Origin of the sequence: Pseudodesulfovibrio sp. 7M6 (assembly GCF_050058625.1) — a bacterium.
Lineage (GTDB): Bacteria > Desulfobacterota > Desulfovibrionia > Desulfovibrionales > Desulfovibrionaceae > Pseudodesulfovibrio > Pseudodesulfovibrio salinus.
The window spans coordinates 835,287-851,370 of sequence record NZ_CP188816.1 but is presented as its reverse complement, the minus strand read 5'-3'; the positions used below and the strand labels follow the sequence as shown (position 1 = coordinate 851,370).

Annotated in this window: 6 protein-coding genes; 5 read left to right on the top strand and 1 reads right to left on the bottom strand. The window is 57.9% G+C overall.

From position 1 onward, the window contains the following. The first annotated feature begins 59 nt into the window (after nt 1-59). The 3 genes from ACI0FG_RS03920 (at nt 60) to ACI0FG_RS03910 (ending at nt 3,233) form a co-directional block, all read left to right on the top strand. Nucleotides 60-1,199 (top strand): ATP-binding protein, encoded by a 1,140-nt coding sequence (locus tag ACI0FG_RS03920; RefSeq protein ID WP_419787257.1) that lies wholly within the window; start codon nt 60-62, stop codon nt 1,197-1,199. Between the two features lie 496 nt (nt 1,200-1,695). Continuing rightward, nucleotides 1,696-2,775, top strand: a complete 1,080-nt coding sequence (locus ACI0FG_RS03915; protein WP_419787256.1) for an ATP-binding protein — start codon at nt 1,696-1,698, stop codon at nt 2,773-2,775. A gap of 83 nt (nt 2,776-2,858) precedes the next feature. After that, nucleotides 2,859-3,233, top strand: coding sequence for a hypothetical protein (locus tag ACI0FG_RS03910; protein WP_419787255.1), 375 nt, complete (start codon nt 2,859-2,861; stop codon nt 3,231-3,233). 167 nt (nt 3,234-3,400) lie between these two features. Here ACI0FG_RS03910 and ACI0FG_RS03905 read toward each other — a convergent pair whose 3' ends face one another. Then, a complete protein-coding gene (locus ACI0FG_RS03905) occupies nt 3,401-4,879 on the bottom strand; it encodes a B12-binding domain-containing radical SAM protein (protein ID WP_419787254.1) in 1,479 nt (492 codons plus the stop codon). A gap of 404 nt (nt 4,880-5,283) precedes the next feature. On the opposite strand from ACI0FG_RS03905, the gene ACI0FG_RS03900 reads away from it, so the two are divergent. Together ACI0FG_RS03900 and ACI0FG_RS03895 are read left to right on the top strand one after the other, a co-directional pair. Next, nucleotides 5,284-14,055: a GH36-type glycosyl hydrolase domain-containing protein gene (locus ACI0FG_RS03900; RefSeq protein ID WP_419787253.1), complete on the top strand. Its 8,772-nt coding sequence runs from the start codon at nt 5,284-5,286 to the stop codon at nt 14,053-14,055. Nucleotides 14,056-14,974: 919 nt separating this feature from the next. After that, the gene (locus ACI0FG_RS03895; RefSeq protein WP_419787252.1) at nt 14,975-15,934 is read left to right on the top strand and encodes a site-specific integrase; all 960 of its coding nucleotides are present in this window, start codon (nt 14,975-14,977) and stop codon (nt 15,932-15,934) included. Nucleotides 15,935-16,084: the final 150 nt, after the last annotated feature.

Here is a 16,084-nt window from a genome sequence, read left to right as displayed (position 1 = left end):
CGGAAGCATTGGCCCAATCGAGAGATTCTGAGGACAAACAGTCTCTTTCTCCCGAGGAAATGAGACAAGCGCTCCACGAGTTGCGCGTCCATCAGATCGAGCTGGAGCTGCAAAACGAGGAGTTGCGCCGGTCACAGGCGGAACTGGACGCCATTCGGGCGCGCTACTTCGATCTCTATGACATGGCTCCGGTCGGTTATTGCACGATCAGCGAAAAGGGGATGACCCTCGAGGCCAATCTCACCGCCGCGACACTGCTCGGCATGCACCGCCGCGATATGGTCGGACAGCCCTGGACCGCCTTCATCTATAGGGAGGACCAGGATATATACTACCGTCACCGCAAGGAGCTCCTCGGCAACCATTCGCCGGAAGCGACGGCGGAATGCGAATTACGTCTGAAGAAAAAAGACGGGAGCGAGTTCTGGGCGCTTTTGACTGGCTCCGTGGTCCCGGATGACGAAGGGACTCCCGTCTGCCGCGTCGTGATACACGACATCGCCGGGCGCAAGCAGGAAGAACAGTTTCGGGAGGACGTGGAACGCATCATCCATCACGACATCAAGGGGCCGCTTGCAACCCTCTTCTCCCTGACGCGGATGGTTCTTGAAGAAGGCGAGAGTGACGCCTTGATGAACGCCTTTCCGCAAGTCATGGTCGGTATTCAGCAAGTAATCCAACTCATCGACGCTGCCGAGCCTTTGCGGGAAATGGAGAAAGGCGTATTTACTCCAGCCAAAACCCCGGTTGAACTCCCTCAAGTCCTTGAGACAATGAAGCTATCCCTGGCGGTGCTTGCCTCGCAGTTCAAGGTGACCATTTCGATCCAAGCCGAAGCGGATTGCTTTTCTGAAAGCGCGAGAGTGTTCGGAGAGGCCTTCCTCTTTGAGGACATGTTCATGAACCTGGGGAAGAATGCCATTGAGGCTCTCCCGAAGGGAGGGGACGTCACTATCACCTGCCGGACGGACCCGGACACGGTGTACATCGCCATCCATAATGCCGGCGCGGTGCCTGAATCAATCCGAAACCGGTTCTTCGAGAAATACGTCACCGAGGGCAAGCGATTCGGCACGGGGCTGGGAACTTACAGTGCCCGCCTTATCGCCGAGGCGCATGGCGGCCACATCGAGCTCGCCACATCCGAGCCCGACGGGACCACGATCACCACCTCGTTCCCCCGCTGCGACATCCGGTAGCGTTTCTTTCGCTCGGCCCGCCGAAAGCCTTCGTATCTGAAATAGGAATGTTCTCTGCCCCAAGGTCAAAGCACCGTGGCGGCATCTTCGAGCCGGGCCGAAAGGCATGTTGGGCTCGGTTCCAACGCTCGTATCGGGTCTCCCAACCATTGGAGTAAGGAGGGGGGATGACGTCTGCCCATCTGGAGCGGGGCTCCCCACGCTGCCGGGGGGAGGACCCCCTTGATCATCGACATGAAACAATCCACCTTGGATGGGATTGACAAGTCGCTAATCACTCAAGGCAAGTCTGATTGCTTTTATTTCTACTCCGCATAAATGATTTATTGAAAATATACAGTGACAATCCCAAGCTATATAGTACTATGTAAATATTCACTGGCGTCTTGATTCAGATGTTTAACATGGCATTGTTCCAATTCATAATATCAAAAATGCACATGCCTGAATGTAATGGATGTATTGTAAATAAGATGCTGCGGCAGGAGCCCAAACTATGGATATCAAGACATTCGAATCACCCGCACCCGAGGTCTGCGCCAGCAAGATCTTCGAGGCCTGCGGCGCGAAGTTCGATAAGGATGTTGTTACCGATCTCTGGCAAAAAATCAGGCGACATCAGTGGGTACTGTCCGAAAAATTGAACCGGGATGTCGGATTCAAGATCGCCTGCAACGATTTTGTCGATAATATCGGGACGGATAAGGAACTCGCCACGCACAACCTGGAAAAACTGCTGGTGCAAATGGGCGCACAGGCCATCACCCGAGACATATGGGACACCATCTCCGACACCCAGCCACCCAAGAAGCTGATACAAAAGAAGATCATTCTCCCTCTGGTTGAGGAGGAACTCTCTCGGAAACATGGCGTCATTCCACCCAAAACCATCATTTTCTTCGGCCCTCCCGGCACGGGCAAAACCCATTTCGTCAAAGCCATGGCCGGAAGGCTGGCGTGGTGGTACGTGGAAATCATGCCGAGCATGCTCATGGTCGACGGAGTGGACAAAATCGGCGCCCACCTGCGCAGTGTGATGGAGAAGGCGCGAGACCTGGAAGAAGTCGTCATATTCATAGACGAATTCGAAGAACTTGCAGGCAATCGGGATAGAGCCAATCGCATAGACAGGTCCATCACCAATGAGTTTCTCAAGCAGGTCCCGCTTATCAAAAGCCATACCAGCAAGTTGCTGCTCGTCTGCGCGACCAACTACATCCGCCAACTGGACGCCGCCCTGCTGCGGCCTGGGCGATTTGATTGCATCATCCCGGTCGGGACTCTCGACGAGAGCGAAAGAGAAACCATTCTGAAATATTTCTTGTCCAAGATGAACGTAGGCGCCATCGATTTGGCGCGTATCATCGCCTTGACGGGAAAATACACCCCGGCCGACATCGAATACCTCTTTCAGACCATAGCCCAGCACGCCTTTGAAGAAGAATGCGAAAGCGGGAGCAACGTTCCGGTGACAACGGACGCCATCGTCCAGGCCATTGCAACCTTCACCCCCTCCCTGACGGAGGGCGTGATCGAGGAGTTCAAAGAAGACATCATCAAATACTCACGCGCTTGATCCGCGCGGGTTTCCGCGAGCAGATTCCGCCATCACTCCGGCCGCCGGACTTCGGCAAAATGTCAACGCAACAAGGAGAGCATATGAGCACTCAATTATCATTCACCAAGCAGGAGCAGAGAGCCCGCAGCCGTTTCCGCGAGTTGCTGACTCAGGCCGAATCAACGGAAGACGTGAAGAAATTCTTCTATCAAACGGTGCGGGATCTGCTCGTGGACGTCTGCGACTCGCTGCCCGTTTTCAACATTCCAGATGTGCAACTCGACTTGAGTCGGGGCGAGGGCTACTCGCTCTCGGACCGCCTGATGGACAAGGCGGACCTGAGCAACCTGATGCACGGTTCCGACCTGGATGACATTCTGAGGCGCTTGTCGAAAAACGCATGGAACCGTTACCACCAATTGGAAAAGAATCCGGCCAGGAGCGAGCAGAAGATCTTCCCCATTCCGGGCAGTTGATCCGTCCATCCCCAGGGGGCATCCGTGCCTCCCGGGGAGGTGCCGTACCGCTTTTACCCTTGTGATTCGGCTAGTCTACTCTTTGGCCATTCGTGTGTGAGCTCCATCTGGCAATCGCCCTCGACGGGCCGAAGGAGGAGTCCGGTCCTGCCCCCTTGCTTACTCTCTCACACACCCATGATGCGATGGGACACCCGGGCAAAATGCAAGCCCTGAATCGCCATTTCAACCACGGCGGAGAGGGCTTTGGGCTTTGTCAAAAGTGTTTTCAGCACCAGCTTCCAGTAGAGGATGCGGGCGGGTGAGGCAATGCCGACAGCCCACATGCTTTTCAAGAAGGCCTGAACATCCGTCCGGACCATTTTTCCCCGTGCCGTGGGTGCGTAGGAAGAGAGAAACGTGCTGATCCGATCATAATATTTCCTTGGAGAGTACAGCTCTCCCACAAGTTTCTTGTATCCATCCAGCAGGGCTTCACCTCCCATGCGGGGATCGAAGTTCAGGCAGGCGTCGGTATTCTCTCCGCTCAATTCGCCAAGCAGTCTCCCTTCGGATTTGAGCCGAGTCCATAATCTCGTATGCGGCATCGCGTTAAGAACCCCGATCATGGCCGTCACGACCCCGATCTCCTGAATGAATCTGAATTGCTGCCCGAAAATCGACGATGTGTCGTTGTCGAAACCCACGATGAAGCCACCCATCACCTGCATGCCGTGTTGGTGAATACGCCGGATCGACGAGCTGAAATCAGCGGTTACGTTCTGCTTTTTCCCGCATTCAACAAGGCTCTCCGTGGATGGCGTTTCAATGCCGATGAAAACCTTGTGGAAGTTCGCCGCGCTCATCATCTCCATAAGTTCATCGTCCTGCGCCAGATTCACGCTGGCCTCGGTCATGAGCTTGAAGGGGTAGTGGTGCAGCCTCTGCCATTCGGCGAGCCTGGGCAAGAACTCCTTCACCCGGACGATGTTCCCGATGAAGTTGTCGTCCACGATAAAGACGGACTCCCTCCATCCGGCATCATACAGACTTTGAATCTCCCGCATCATTTGATCGGGATTTTTGACGCGAGGGCGACGTCCGTTCATGGCCACAATGTCGCAAAACTCGCAATCAAAGGGGCAGCCTCTGGAATACTGCACCGACATGGAGATATAATCCTTCATTCTCAACAGGTTCCAAGCGGGGATGGGCGTGAGGGCCAAATCGGGGTGTTCGGAGGACGTATAGTGTTTCTTTGCCACCCCTTGTTGGAAGTCATGCAGGAATTCGGGCATGACGGTTTCCGATTCGCCGATGATGAAATGATCCACTTCGGGAAACTGCTCCAGATGCGACCTGAAGGCCGGGCCTCCCGCGATCACGGTTTTTCCGGCCTCCCTGGCGCGTTTCATGATTTTCCTCGCGCTGGGAAGCTGCACCAACATGGCGCTGACCATGACAACGTCCGCCCATTCAAGGTCGGCGTTTTCCAGAGGGGCGACATTCGTGTCCACCAGATGTTTTTCCCATTCCGCGGGAAGCATGGCGGCCACGGTGAGCAAGCCAAGCGGAGGAAAGGCCGCCCTTTTTGATACAAAGGATAGTATGCTTTTGAAACTCCAGAATGTATCCGGATAGGCAGGGTAGACTAAAAGAGCGTTCATAATTTTTACCTCATACTTATAATACTCATTTCAGTATAATCCACAACGATATTCATATTATTATTTGGCATAGAGATTATATTTATATGCATAGTTGTATTTGACGAATCAATACTTGCTGTTGCATGTATTTCTTGAGTCAAAGTATAAAATTTGCAATAGTTTTCCTATCTACGGATGTGATTTTACGCTATTGATTATAGTGCTCGGACACTCGCGCCTTCCCGGACGTAGTTTATCGTCATGCCGTCCCGGCCGGTAGGAATTCCTTCCATGTCCGTACCACACTTTCACCTCAAATTTTCATCAAACTCTGAAAGCAGTTTCGTTGGTCCTTCCCACCGGCCAGCCCTGTTTCAATCCGCACGAACCCCGCCACTGTTTCGGCAGCAGGAGATATTGATATGGGCATGGGCTACAAGAACATGGGCGGCAGATTTTCCGTAATCTGGTCCCGTCTGCGAGGATCAGTCCGGGTCGCGAAGAGCGCGAAAGAGGAGCCGTCCCTGCGCTCCACACTGTTCAGCTCTGATCAGATGGAGCAGCACGGCAAGATTCTTGCGAATTCACACAAGCTGATGACAAGGCGTTCCAAAGACCGCCTGCTTGGGCGGCTGGCAGAAAACCAGACCGTGCTGTTCGATGTGCATACGCAACTCACCGATGACGTGAAGAGGGGACGCCGGATTTCCCCAGCCGGGGAATGGTTGCTGGACAACTTTTATGTGATCGAGGAACAAATCCGCACTGCCGAGCTTCACCTCCCGAAGGGCTACAGCCAGGAGCTTCCGTGCTTGGCAGACGGCGCCTCGGCCGGTTTCCCAAGGGTGTATGACCTCGCCCTGGAAAGCATTTCCCACAGTGACGGACAGATTGCCCCGGAGAGCCTGAGAAGTCTCGTGGTGGCGTATCAGTCCGTGGTCCCTCTGAACTTGGGCGAACTCTGGGCCATTCCGATCATGCTGCGCCTGGCGCTCATCGAGAATTTGCGCCGGATGGCCGTCCGTATCGCCTGCCACAGAGCTGACCGCAACCGCGCCGAAACCTGGGCCGACCGGATGACAGGAGTTGCCGTCAAACGGCCGCAGGACCTGATCCTGACCATTGCCGACATGACTCGTTCCAACCCGCCCCTGGTGAGTTCATTCGTGGCCGAACTTTCGCGCCGTCTGCAAGGCAAGGGACCGGCACTGGCCCTGCCGTTGACCTGGATCGAGCAGCAGTTGTCCGAAACCGGCCAGACCATCGAGCAACTGGTGTATCTGGAGAACCAGCAACAATCCGCGGACCAGGCCTCCACGAGCAACAGCATAGGCAGCCTGCGCTTCCTCGGCGTTATGGACTGGAGCGAATTCGTCGAGTCCACGAGTCTCGTCGAGAAAGTCCTGGGCGAGGACCCTGTCAAAGTTTACGGCATCATGGATTTTGCCACGCGTGATCGCTACCGCCACGTGGTGGAGCAAACGGCCAGGAGGAGCCCCTTCTCGGAAGTTGAGGTCGCGGGCCGGGCCATCGGCTTGGCCCGGGAGGGCGCGGCCCTGAATGGCGAAGAGTCCCTCACAGCCCATGTCGGATACTATCTAATAGACGATGGCTTGGGCCAACTTAATACATCGGCAAAAGTGCGCAACTCGACGGTTGAATTCCAGTCCTCACCGGGCAGTCGGCTTCCACTGCTGCTCTATGGCGGCGGGATCCTGTTCTTGTCGGTACTCTTCGCCGGAGGTTTGGCTGTCAGGGCGCAGACCGATGGCTTGCACGGGTATGGACTGGCTCTGATGAGCCTGCTCTTGCTTGTCTGCACCAGCCACTTGGCGGTGGCCCTGGCAAACTGGGTGGCAACCCTGCTGACCGCGCCGCACGCCCTGCCGCGTCTGGATTTCTCCAAGGGTATTCCAAACGACCGGCGTACCCTGGTCGTCATCCCGACCATGCTTGCCAGCGTCCCGGCCATCGAAGGTCTGGCCAAGGACCTGGAAGTCCGTTTTTTGGCCAACAGGGACAAACACCTGCATTTCGGTCTGCTGACGGATTTTCGCGATGCAGCCGAGGAGATACTGCCCGACGACGCTTCCCTGCTGCTTTTGGCCCGACAACGCATAGAGGGGCTGAACAGACGATACCCCAGCGCGACGGGCGACATTTTCTTCCTGTTCCACCGGCCGCGCAGCTTCAACTCCCAAGAGCGAACCTGGATGGGCTATGAGCGCAAACGCGGCAAGCTGGCGAGCCTGAATGGCCTGTTGCGTGACGGTTTGTCAGCGCCCTTTTCCCTCATTGTCGGCGATGCAAGCGTCCTGCGCGGAACGAAATACGTCATCACCCTGGACACCGACACGCAGTTGCCCCGTGATAGCGCCCGGCAATTGGTGGGCGCCATGGCGCATCCGCTGAACCGTCCCCGCTACGACGAACATGCCCGGCGGGTGATCGGCGGCTACGGGATTCTCCAACCGCGTGTGACCGCCAGCCTCTCCGGAACCAACCGGTCTCGCTATGCGCGCATGTGCGCCAGCGAGATTGGCATTGATCCATACACACGGACGGTATCCGACGTGTACCAGGACCTGTTCGGTGAAGGGTCGTTTATCGGCAAAGGTATCTACGAGGTCGAGGCCTTCGAGCGGATCCTTGGCGGATGTTTTCCGGAAAACCGTATTTTGAGCCATGATTTGTTGGAAGGTTGCTATGCCCGGGCCGGACTCCTGAGCGACGTGCAGTTGTTCGAGAATTACCCCTCCAGCTACGGCGAAGATGTGAAACGGAGAAAACGTTGGATTCGCGGCGATTGGCAAATCGCACGATGGCTGTTGCCCGGCGTCCCCGGTGCCGACGGCTGTCGGCGGAAAAACCCTCTCTCGCTCCTGTCGCGGTGGAAGATCCTGGACAACCTGCGGCGCAGCCTGACCGCTCCTGCACTGGTCCTGCTTCTGTTGGTGGGGTGGACTGTTCCGGCTTCCGCATGGTTCTGGACCCTGGCCGTGTGCGGCATCATTCTGCTGCCTTCGGTCATCGCTGCGGTGCTGAATGTGTTGCAAAAACCCATGAATCTGTCCCTAAGGCAGCACCTCGTCGCTGTAATGGAACTGCTGCCCAAACATTTCGCCCAAGCGGTATTCGCCCTGGTCTGCCTGCCCCATGAGGCATTCTACAGCCTGAATGCAGTGACAAAGACCACCTGGCGGACACTTGTCACACACCGGGGACTCTTGGAATGGGAGCCTTCGGGCGAAGATACGGGGAAAGACCGTATGGACCTCGTTGGCTCGTACCAAACCATGTGGTTTGGACCATTCCTTGCCGTGGCCACCGCACTCGCCACTGCTGCGGTCACCCCGTCCGTATTGCTCAAAACCTGGCCGGTATTGGGCCTCTGGTTTCTCTCCCCGGCCCTGGCATGGTGGCTCGGTCAGCCGCTCACCCGCCGTACGGAGCGGCTCACGGAAGCCCAGACCCTGTTCCTGCGCAGGATAGCCCGCAAAACCTGGCGCTTCTTCGAAACCTTCGTCGGCCCTGAGGACAACTACCTGCCGCCAGACAACTTTCAGGAACAGCCGGAAGCCGTCATTGCACACCGCACCTCGCCCACGAATATGGGCCTGGCCCTACTGGCCAATCTTTCCGCGTTCGACTTCGGCTTCCTCTCTTGCGGACAGATGATGGACCGCACCTCGCGGGCTCTGAAAAGTATGAAGCGGATGGATCGGTACGAGGGGCACTTCTTCAACTGGTACGACACCCGAACCTTGCAACCACTTATGCCACGCTATGTATCCTCAGTCGACTCGGGTAATCTGGCCGGACACCTCCTGACTCTGCGGGCAGGTCTATTGGCCCTGACCGAAGAGAGGATTCTCTCTCCCCGGCTGTTCGAGAGCCTGAACGACGCTCTGGGTATAGCCCTGCGGGAACTCCCCGGCGACCTGCCAGCCACTGCTACGTTCCGTATGGACTCGTTGCGTCGGGATGTGGCCGAAATCGCGATCAACCCGCCCGACACCCTGACTGCCACGCGACAGTGCCTCGATAGGCTGATGGCATCGGTGGCGGCAGTAGCCGATAGCCGGGATTTCCAGACCACTGACCCTGACAATCCGCTACAGTGGTGGCTCCAGGCCTTTGTCGGGCAATGCAGGGACGTCCTCGATGAACTGGACCTGCTGACCCCGTGGGCGGCGTCTACCCAGGAATTCCCCGAAGAATTGTCTTTTCTGGACAAAATTCCGACGTTGGGTGGGCTGGACGCTCTGGAAGCCCGGTTCGGGCTCGTCGCAACTGCGGCGCAGACTGCAGAAATGAGGGACATGATCAATCATGCCTGCCGACAGGTCAGATCCAGAATGGAACGCCTGAACGCACTCGCCCAAGAATGTGACGCGCTGGCCCGGATGGAATACGGGTTCCTGTACGACGAGACGCGGCACCTGCTGGCCATTGGCTACAATGTGGATGAACGCCGCAGAGACCAGAGCTTCTACGACCTGCTAGCCTCGGAGGCGCGGTTCGCCACCTTTGTAGCCATCGCCCAGGGGCAGTTGCCGCAGGAGAGCTGGTTCGCCTTCGGGCGGTTGCTCACCTCCGCCGGAGGAGAGCCGATTCTGCTCTCCTGGAGCGGCTCCATGTTCGAATACATGATGCCCAACCTGGTCATGCCCAGCTATGCGAACACTCTGCTCGACGAGACCTGCAAGGCAGCAGTGGCCCGCCAGATCGACTACGGCCGGGAAAACGGTGTACCCTGGGGAATTTCGGAATGTGGCTACAACTCCATCGACGCGCACCGGAACTACCAGTACCGCGCTTTCGGCGTGCCCGGCTTGGGGCTCAAGCGCGGCCTGACCGAAGATCTGGTCATCGCGCCTTATGCCACGGCTCTGGCGCTTCAGGTTGCCCCTCATGAGGCCTGCAACAACCTTGAGCGTCTGGCAAAAGAAGGTCTCGAAGCCTGTTATGGCATGTTCGAGGCAGTTGACTACACGCCGTCGCGCCTGCCGCGTGGCCAGAAAAGCGCCGTGGTCCGGTCCTTTATGGCCCACCACCAAGGCATGACCCTCCTGGCCCTGGCCGAAAAACTGCTTGGACGCCCGATGCAACGGCGTTTTCAGTCGGACGTACGTTTTCTGGCCACACTTCCACTGCTTCAAGAACGTATTCCCCAATCGGCGCCTTTCTTCGCCCACACCACGGAACTTGCCGAGCGTCACCAGCCAGTCGAAGCCACGACCGCGTCCATGCGAAACTACAATACTGCTGACACGCCGAGCCCTGAGGTGCAGTTGCTCTCCAACGGCCGTTATCATGTCATGGTCACCAACGCAGGCGGCGGTTACAGCCGCTGGGGTGACATCGCCGTGACCCGCTGGCGCGAAGACCCCACCCGCGACAACTGGGGGACATTCTGCTACCTGCGCGACGTGGACAGTCGTAAGTACTGGGCCACCACCCATCAACCGACGATTAAGCATTCGAAGCAGTTCGAAACGATATTTTCGGAAGGCAAAGCCGAATTCCTGTGCCGCGAGCAGGACTATGACGCGCATACCGATATCGCCGTCTCGCCTGAGGATGACATTGAACTGCGCCGTCTGCGCATCACCAACCGCGCCCACACACGCAGAACAATCGATATAACCAGCTACACGGAAGTGGTCCTGGCACCGCAGGCGGCGGACGCTCTGCATCCGGCCTTCAGCAATCTCTTCGTACAGACTGAGATCCTCCCCGGTAACCGAGCCATTCTCTGTACCCGCAGGCCCCGCTCGCGGGACGAAAATCCGCCGTTCATGCTCCACATGATGGCCGTACGCAAGTCCGTGGGCACGGACGCGTCCTGCGAGACAGACCGTATGCGCTTCATCGGCCGGGGCAACACCCCCGCCGCCCCCCTGGCGCTGCATGTACACAGCGACAGGCTCTCGAACAGCGAAGGGACTGTACTCGACCCCATAGCCGCCATCCGTCAACGCGTCCCTCTTGATCCGGGAGAGTCCGTGGTCGTCGACATGATCTTCGGCATCTCGGAAACCCGCAAAGGGGCCCTTGGCCTGATGGATAAATACCAGACCCGGCGCATGACCGATCGCGTCTTCGACCTGGCCTGGACCCACAGCCAGGTCCAACTGCGCCAGTTGAACGCCTCGGAGGCCGAGGCGCAGCTCTATGCGAGATTGGCCGGTTCAATCCTCTACGCCAATCCCGCGCTCCGGGCCGAAGCGAGCGTCCTCATTAAAAATGCCCGTGGGCAATCCGGGCTCTGGGGCTATTCCATTTCCGGCGATCTGCCCATCGTGCTGTTACAGATCGAGGATGCGGCCAACATCGATTTGGTGCGCCAACTGGTTCAGGCTCACGCCTATTGGCAACTCAAAGGGTTGGCGGTGGATCTGGTGATCTGGAATGAGGACCACGCCGGATACAGGCAGATTCTCCATGACCAGATCATGGCGCTCATCGCCGGCGGCCCCACGGCAAACCAGACGGACCGCCCCGGAGGAATATTCGTCCGGCCTGCAGACCGCATAGCTGAAGAGGACCGTACCTTGTTCAAGGCCGTGGCCAGCGCCGTCATTTCCGACGCACGGGGAACCTTGGCGGAACAAATCGGAGGTCGCAGCCTCGTGAGGACAACGACACCTCGGCTCATTCCGACACGCCCCTTGCGTGCAGCCCCCCCCGCCGTTGTCCCGCTGCCACGAGAAGATCTGAGCTTCTCCAACGGCTTGGGCGGCTTTACCCCGGACGGCAGGGAATATGTCATTACTACGGCCCAGGGACAACGGACGCCCACCCCCTGGATCAATGTGCTGGCCAACCCGGACTTCGGTTCTGTTATCTCCGAAAGCGGCATGGGCTGCACATGGAGTGAGAATGCCCATGAATTTCGCCTGACTCCTTGGAACAACGATCCGGTCAGCGATTCACAGGGCGAAGCCTTTTATATTCGCGACGAGGAGCGAGGCCATTTCTGGTCGCCCACGCCTTTGCCCTGTCGCGGGACCACTCCTTATGTTACCCGTCACGGTTTCGGATACAGTGTCTTTGAGCACGTCGAGCGAGGCGTCGCCAGTGAGCTGTGGGTCTACGTGGCCCTTGATGACGCCGTCAAATTCGCGGTGCTGAAAGTCCGCAATGAATCGGGTCGGGTACGCAGGCTTTCGGCCACAGGCTATGCCGAATGGGTGCTGGGAGATTTGCGCGGCAAGACCGCCAAGCACATTGTCACTGAAATCGATCTGAACAGTGGTGCGCTTTTGGCCCGCAATTCATACAACACCGAGTTCAGCGGCCGGACGGCTTTCTTCGATGTAGACGAAACCACGCGCACCGTGAGCGGTGACCGTGCGGAATTCATCGGCCGGGGAGGTACGCTGGAGGCACCGGCCGCCATGGCGCGCACCCGGCTTTCCGGCAGGGTGGGGGCCGCCCTTGATCCCTGTGCGGCCATTCAAGTGGCTTTTGACCTGGAGGCCGGGCAGGAGCGAGAAATCGTCTTTCGGCTCGGCATGGGGCGCGACGTTGCTGACGCCAGGCGCCTGATCGAGCGTCACCAGGGACCGAGCGCCGCTCGCATGGCCCTGGACAAGGTCTGGCAGCACTGGACGCACACCTTGGGGGCAGTGCATGTTGAGACGCCGGACCATGCGTTCAATGTACTGGCCAACGGGTGGATTCTGTATCAGACCCTGTCCTGTCGCCTCTGGGCGCGTTGCGCCACCTACCAATCCGGCGGCGCATTCGGTTTTCGCGACCAGTTGCAGGACTCCATGGCCCTCATTCACGCCCGGCCGGAGCTCGTGCGCAACCATTTGCTGCTCAGCGCCAGCCATCAGTTCGAGGAAGGCGACGTGCAACATTGGTGGCATCCCCCGACGGGCAGGGGCGTGCGCACCAAGTGCTCCGACGACTATCTCTGGCTGCCGTACGCCGTGACCCGCTATGTGCGCGCCACCGGAGATACCGGTGTGCTGGATGAACCTGTGGGTTTTCTGCAGGGCCGAAAGCTGAAGGAGGACGAAGATTCCTATTATGACCTGCCGGAAAGGTCCGAAGAAATGTCCACCCTATACGGACACTGCACACGAGCTATCGAACACGGCCTCCGCTATGGCGCGAACGGCCTACCACTGATGGGATCAGGTGATTGGAACGACGGTATGGACCTTGTGGGCCGGGACGGCAAGGGCGAGAGCGTGTGGCTGGGCTTCTTCCTTTTTGACGTACTCAACGAGTTTGCCGCAATTGCCGACTCCCATGGCGACGCCTCCTTCGCCGAGCGATGCAGCTCCGAGGCTGCGGCACTTCGCGGCAGTATCGAGGCCAATGGATGGGACGGCGAGTGGTATCGCCGCGCCTATTTCGACGATGGCACGCCGCTCGGGTCCTCGTTGAATCCGGAGTGCCGGATTGACGCCATTGCCCAAAGCTGGTCCGTGCTCTCCGGGGCCGGCAAGTTAGAACGTTCACGTCAAGCCATGGAGGCTGTGGATCAGCACCTGGTCCGCCGCGAGCAAGGACTGGTGCAGTTGCTGTATCCTCCTTTCGACACCTCCCCGCTCAATCCCGGGTACATCAAAGGCTATGCTCCGGGGTTGCGGGAAAATGGCGGCCAGTACACGCACGCAGCGGTCTGGGCGGCCATGGCCTTTGCTCGGCTCGACGACACTCGTCGTGCCTGGGAACTTTTCGGCATCATCAATCCCATAAACCATGGACTCACGGCCGAGCAAGTTTCAACTTACAAGGTTGAACCCTACGTCATGGCGGCGGATGTCTACGCGGTATCCCCCCATGCAGGCCGGGGCGGTTGGACTTGGTACACCGGCTCTGCAGCCTGGATGTATCGTTTTATGTTGGAATCGCTTCTGGGCCTCAGACTTGAGGTGGACCGACTGCATTTTTCACCCTGTCTGCCGTCCGAATGGGAAGGTTTCACCATACATTATCGCTATCGGGAAACGGTATTTCACATCCAGGTCGTACAGGTCTCCGAAGAAGATGGAGAATTGAGCGTGACCCTGGACCGCACCCCGCAGCGGGACGGCTGCATTCCCCTGACGGATGATCGAAAGGAGCACTGGGCCGAAGTGCTGGTGCCGATTTCAAAGGCAAGCCCCCGGGCGGCAGAGTCTTTCATGAACGGGAACACCCCGGAAAAACCGCCGAATGCAGCCCTGTAGCCAGAGGAGTAGCTCCCACTGTATTGGATCGCTGATCGGGCTCCCTAACGCCTGGCGGGCCAAGCCAACGGAACTCCTTCTCTAGAGAGCCGTCCGGCTTTTCAACGATCGATCTTATCAATACCATGATACACCTAACCACCGATATATTATTTTGTTGTCCCGTGGAGTCTGATTAAACCTCATTGAATGAAGCTTCTCACCACACAGTGCAGATTCAATGGTTCAAAATCCCTTGAGCCGGAGTCGAACCCGCCATCCCTCTCGCCGTCGCCTGCGTGGATCACGACGCAAGCAAAGTTGCCGGGGCAAGGCCGTCCGGCGAAGACGGACGCCCGAAGGGCTTGGCCTTGCCCCGGCGGCTGCTTGCGTCACGCTCGCGAAAAAACGGCGGGGGGTAGGAAGATATCGTGCCGCCGGAGCTTGCGCGAATGTTTCACGGCGTCATATGGTTAGGCATATCCACCGGATAATTCTGTAACCAGAAGGAGGTAAAACGCTTGTACTGCGCGTCATAAGTTCGTGACGAAGTCCGAACTGATGACGCATGAAGAAGCCTTGTGCTTCAACGATCCACGCGCCGTTTTCCAAACAAACGGCCATTTCCAAATCCAAACACGCAGGCTGTAACGCAGCACCCGCCGATGGTGGAATGGCAAGTATCTACGCTTGTCATTGCCGCACTTCCCCTACGGCTGCCATCCAATCCGCAAGACGTACGCGCTTGCGGGACAGCACCCCTTATTGACTGGGTCTTTCGGAATCTTCTTCCAATGGGAAACGGGCATTCATTCTTCCCTTAGCTGGTGATGCGTGGCGGGTTTACCGCCACAGGCAGGTCTTTCCCGGATAACGGGAAAAGTCCGATCTGCTTGGCCCCGGGGCGCTGCCCCGAACCTTTAACGGAAGGAGAATCCCAATGGGAAAATCCGGCAGCCTCAAGTATGGGATCAACCGGGCAACCTTGTCCGTCCCGAAATCGAAACAACACCGGATTCGCCAGACGGCCCACCACTTCGTCAAGGTCTTGCGCCAGGCGAACATGGGAGCCCAAAAGTGGACCAAGGTGACAAACAAACATTTCCAGCGGGTGGCGGATGCCATGCGCGCGGACGGCGTGGGTGACGGCAGGATTGCCGAAGTCTTCAGCGCCGCACGCCACATCTGCCGTGCATACGGAAATAACCACATCAGCAAGAACAACGCGATCTTCGGGGTCAGACGCGGGTCCATCGCCAATGCGACATCCCGTGCAGTGAGCCCGGAAGTCATCCAAGACACCCTGACCCGCATGCGGAACGACACGTCGTATCCGCAGGCGGGTCGGGCGGCGGCACAAATCGAGCTAATGTACAACGTGGGATTGCGCCGGGAAGAATCAGCCAAGCTGGACTTGCCTAACGACTGGGACCGGGAAAACCATAGCCTTCTCGTTCAGTACGGGACCAAGGGCGGCAGGCCCCGAATCCTGCACGACTTGTCCCAGCAACAGGAAGCGGCCCTTAAGCGGGCCGAAGAATACGTGTCCCCTTCCGACCGAAAGGGCATCAACAATCTCATGCCCGAAGGCATGGGCGACGAATGGCTGCATCGGCTGGATTATGCAGCCAGAAAGCACGGCCTGACGGGCAAGGACGCCGGGGGCACCCTGCACGGCCTCCGTCACGAACGATTTCGACAGATGTATGTGGACCATACGGGCTTTGAACCGCCGAACCAATACGATAGCGTTCAGGCATTCCACGAAGCCGCCCAGGCAACGGCCGGGGATGACTGGCCACAGCTCGACAACGAAGCACGCGACAACATCGAAGTGGCGGCGGGGCATTCGCCTGGCCGTCGGGACGTATCGAACGCCTATCTTGGCAGTTCCCGTTAGAAGAAGCCCCGCCATTTCCGGCGGGGTTTCATTTTTTTTCAGTTTTTTTCTCAGACCCCCTTTCCGACATTTGACTTTCACTCCTCTGGCGGTGTCAAACTGGCCTGTTGGCCGAGTATTGATGAGCAACCTCAACCGAAGGGGAAGTTG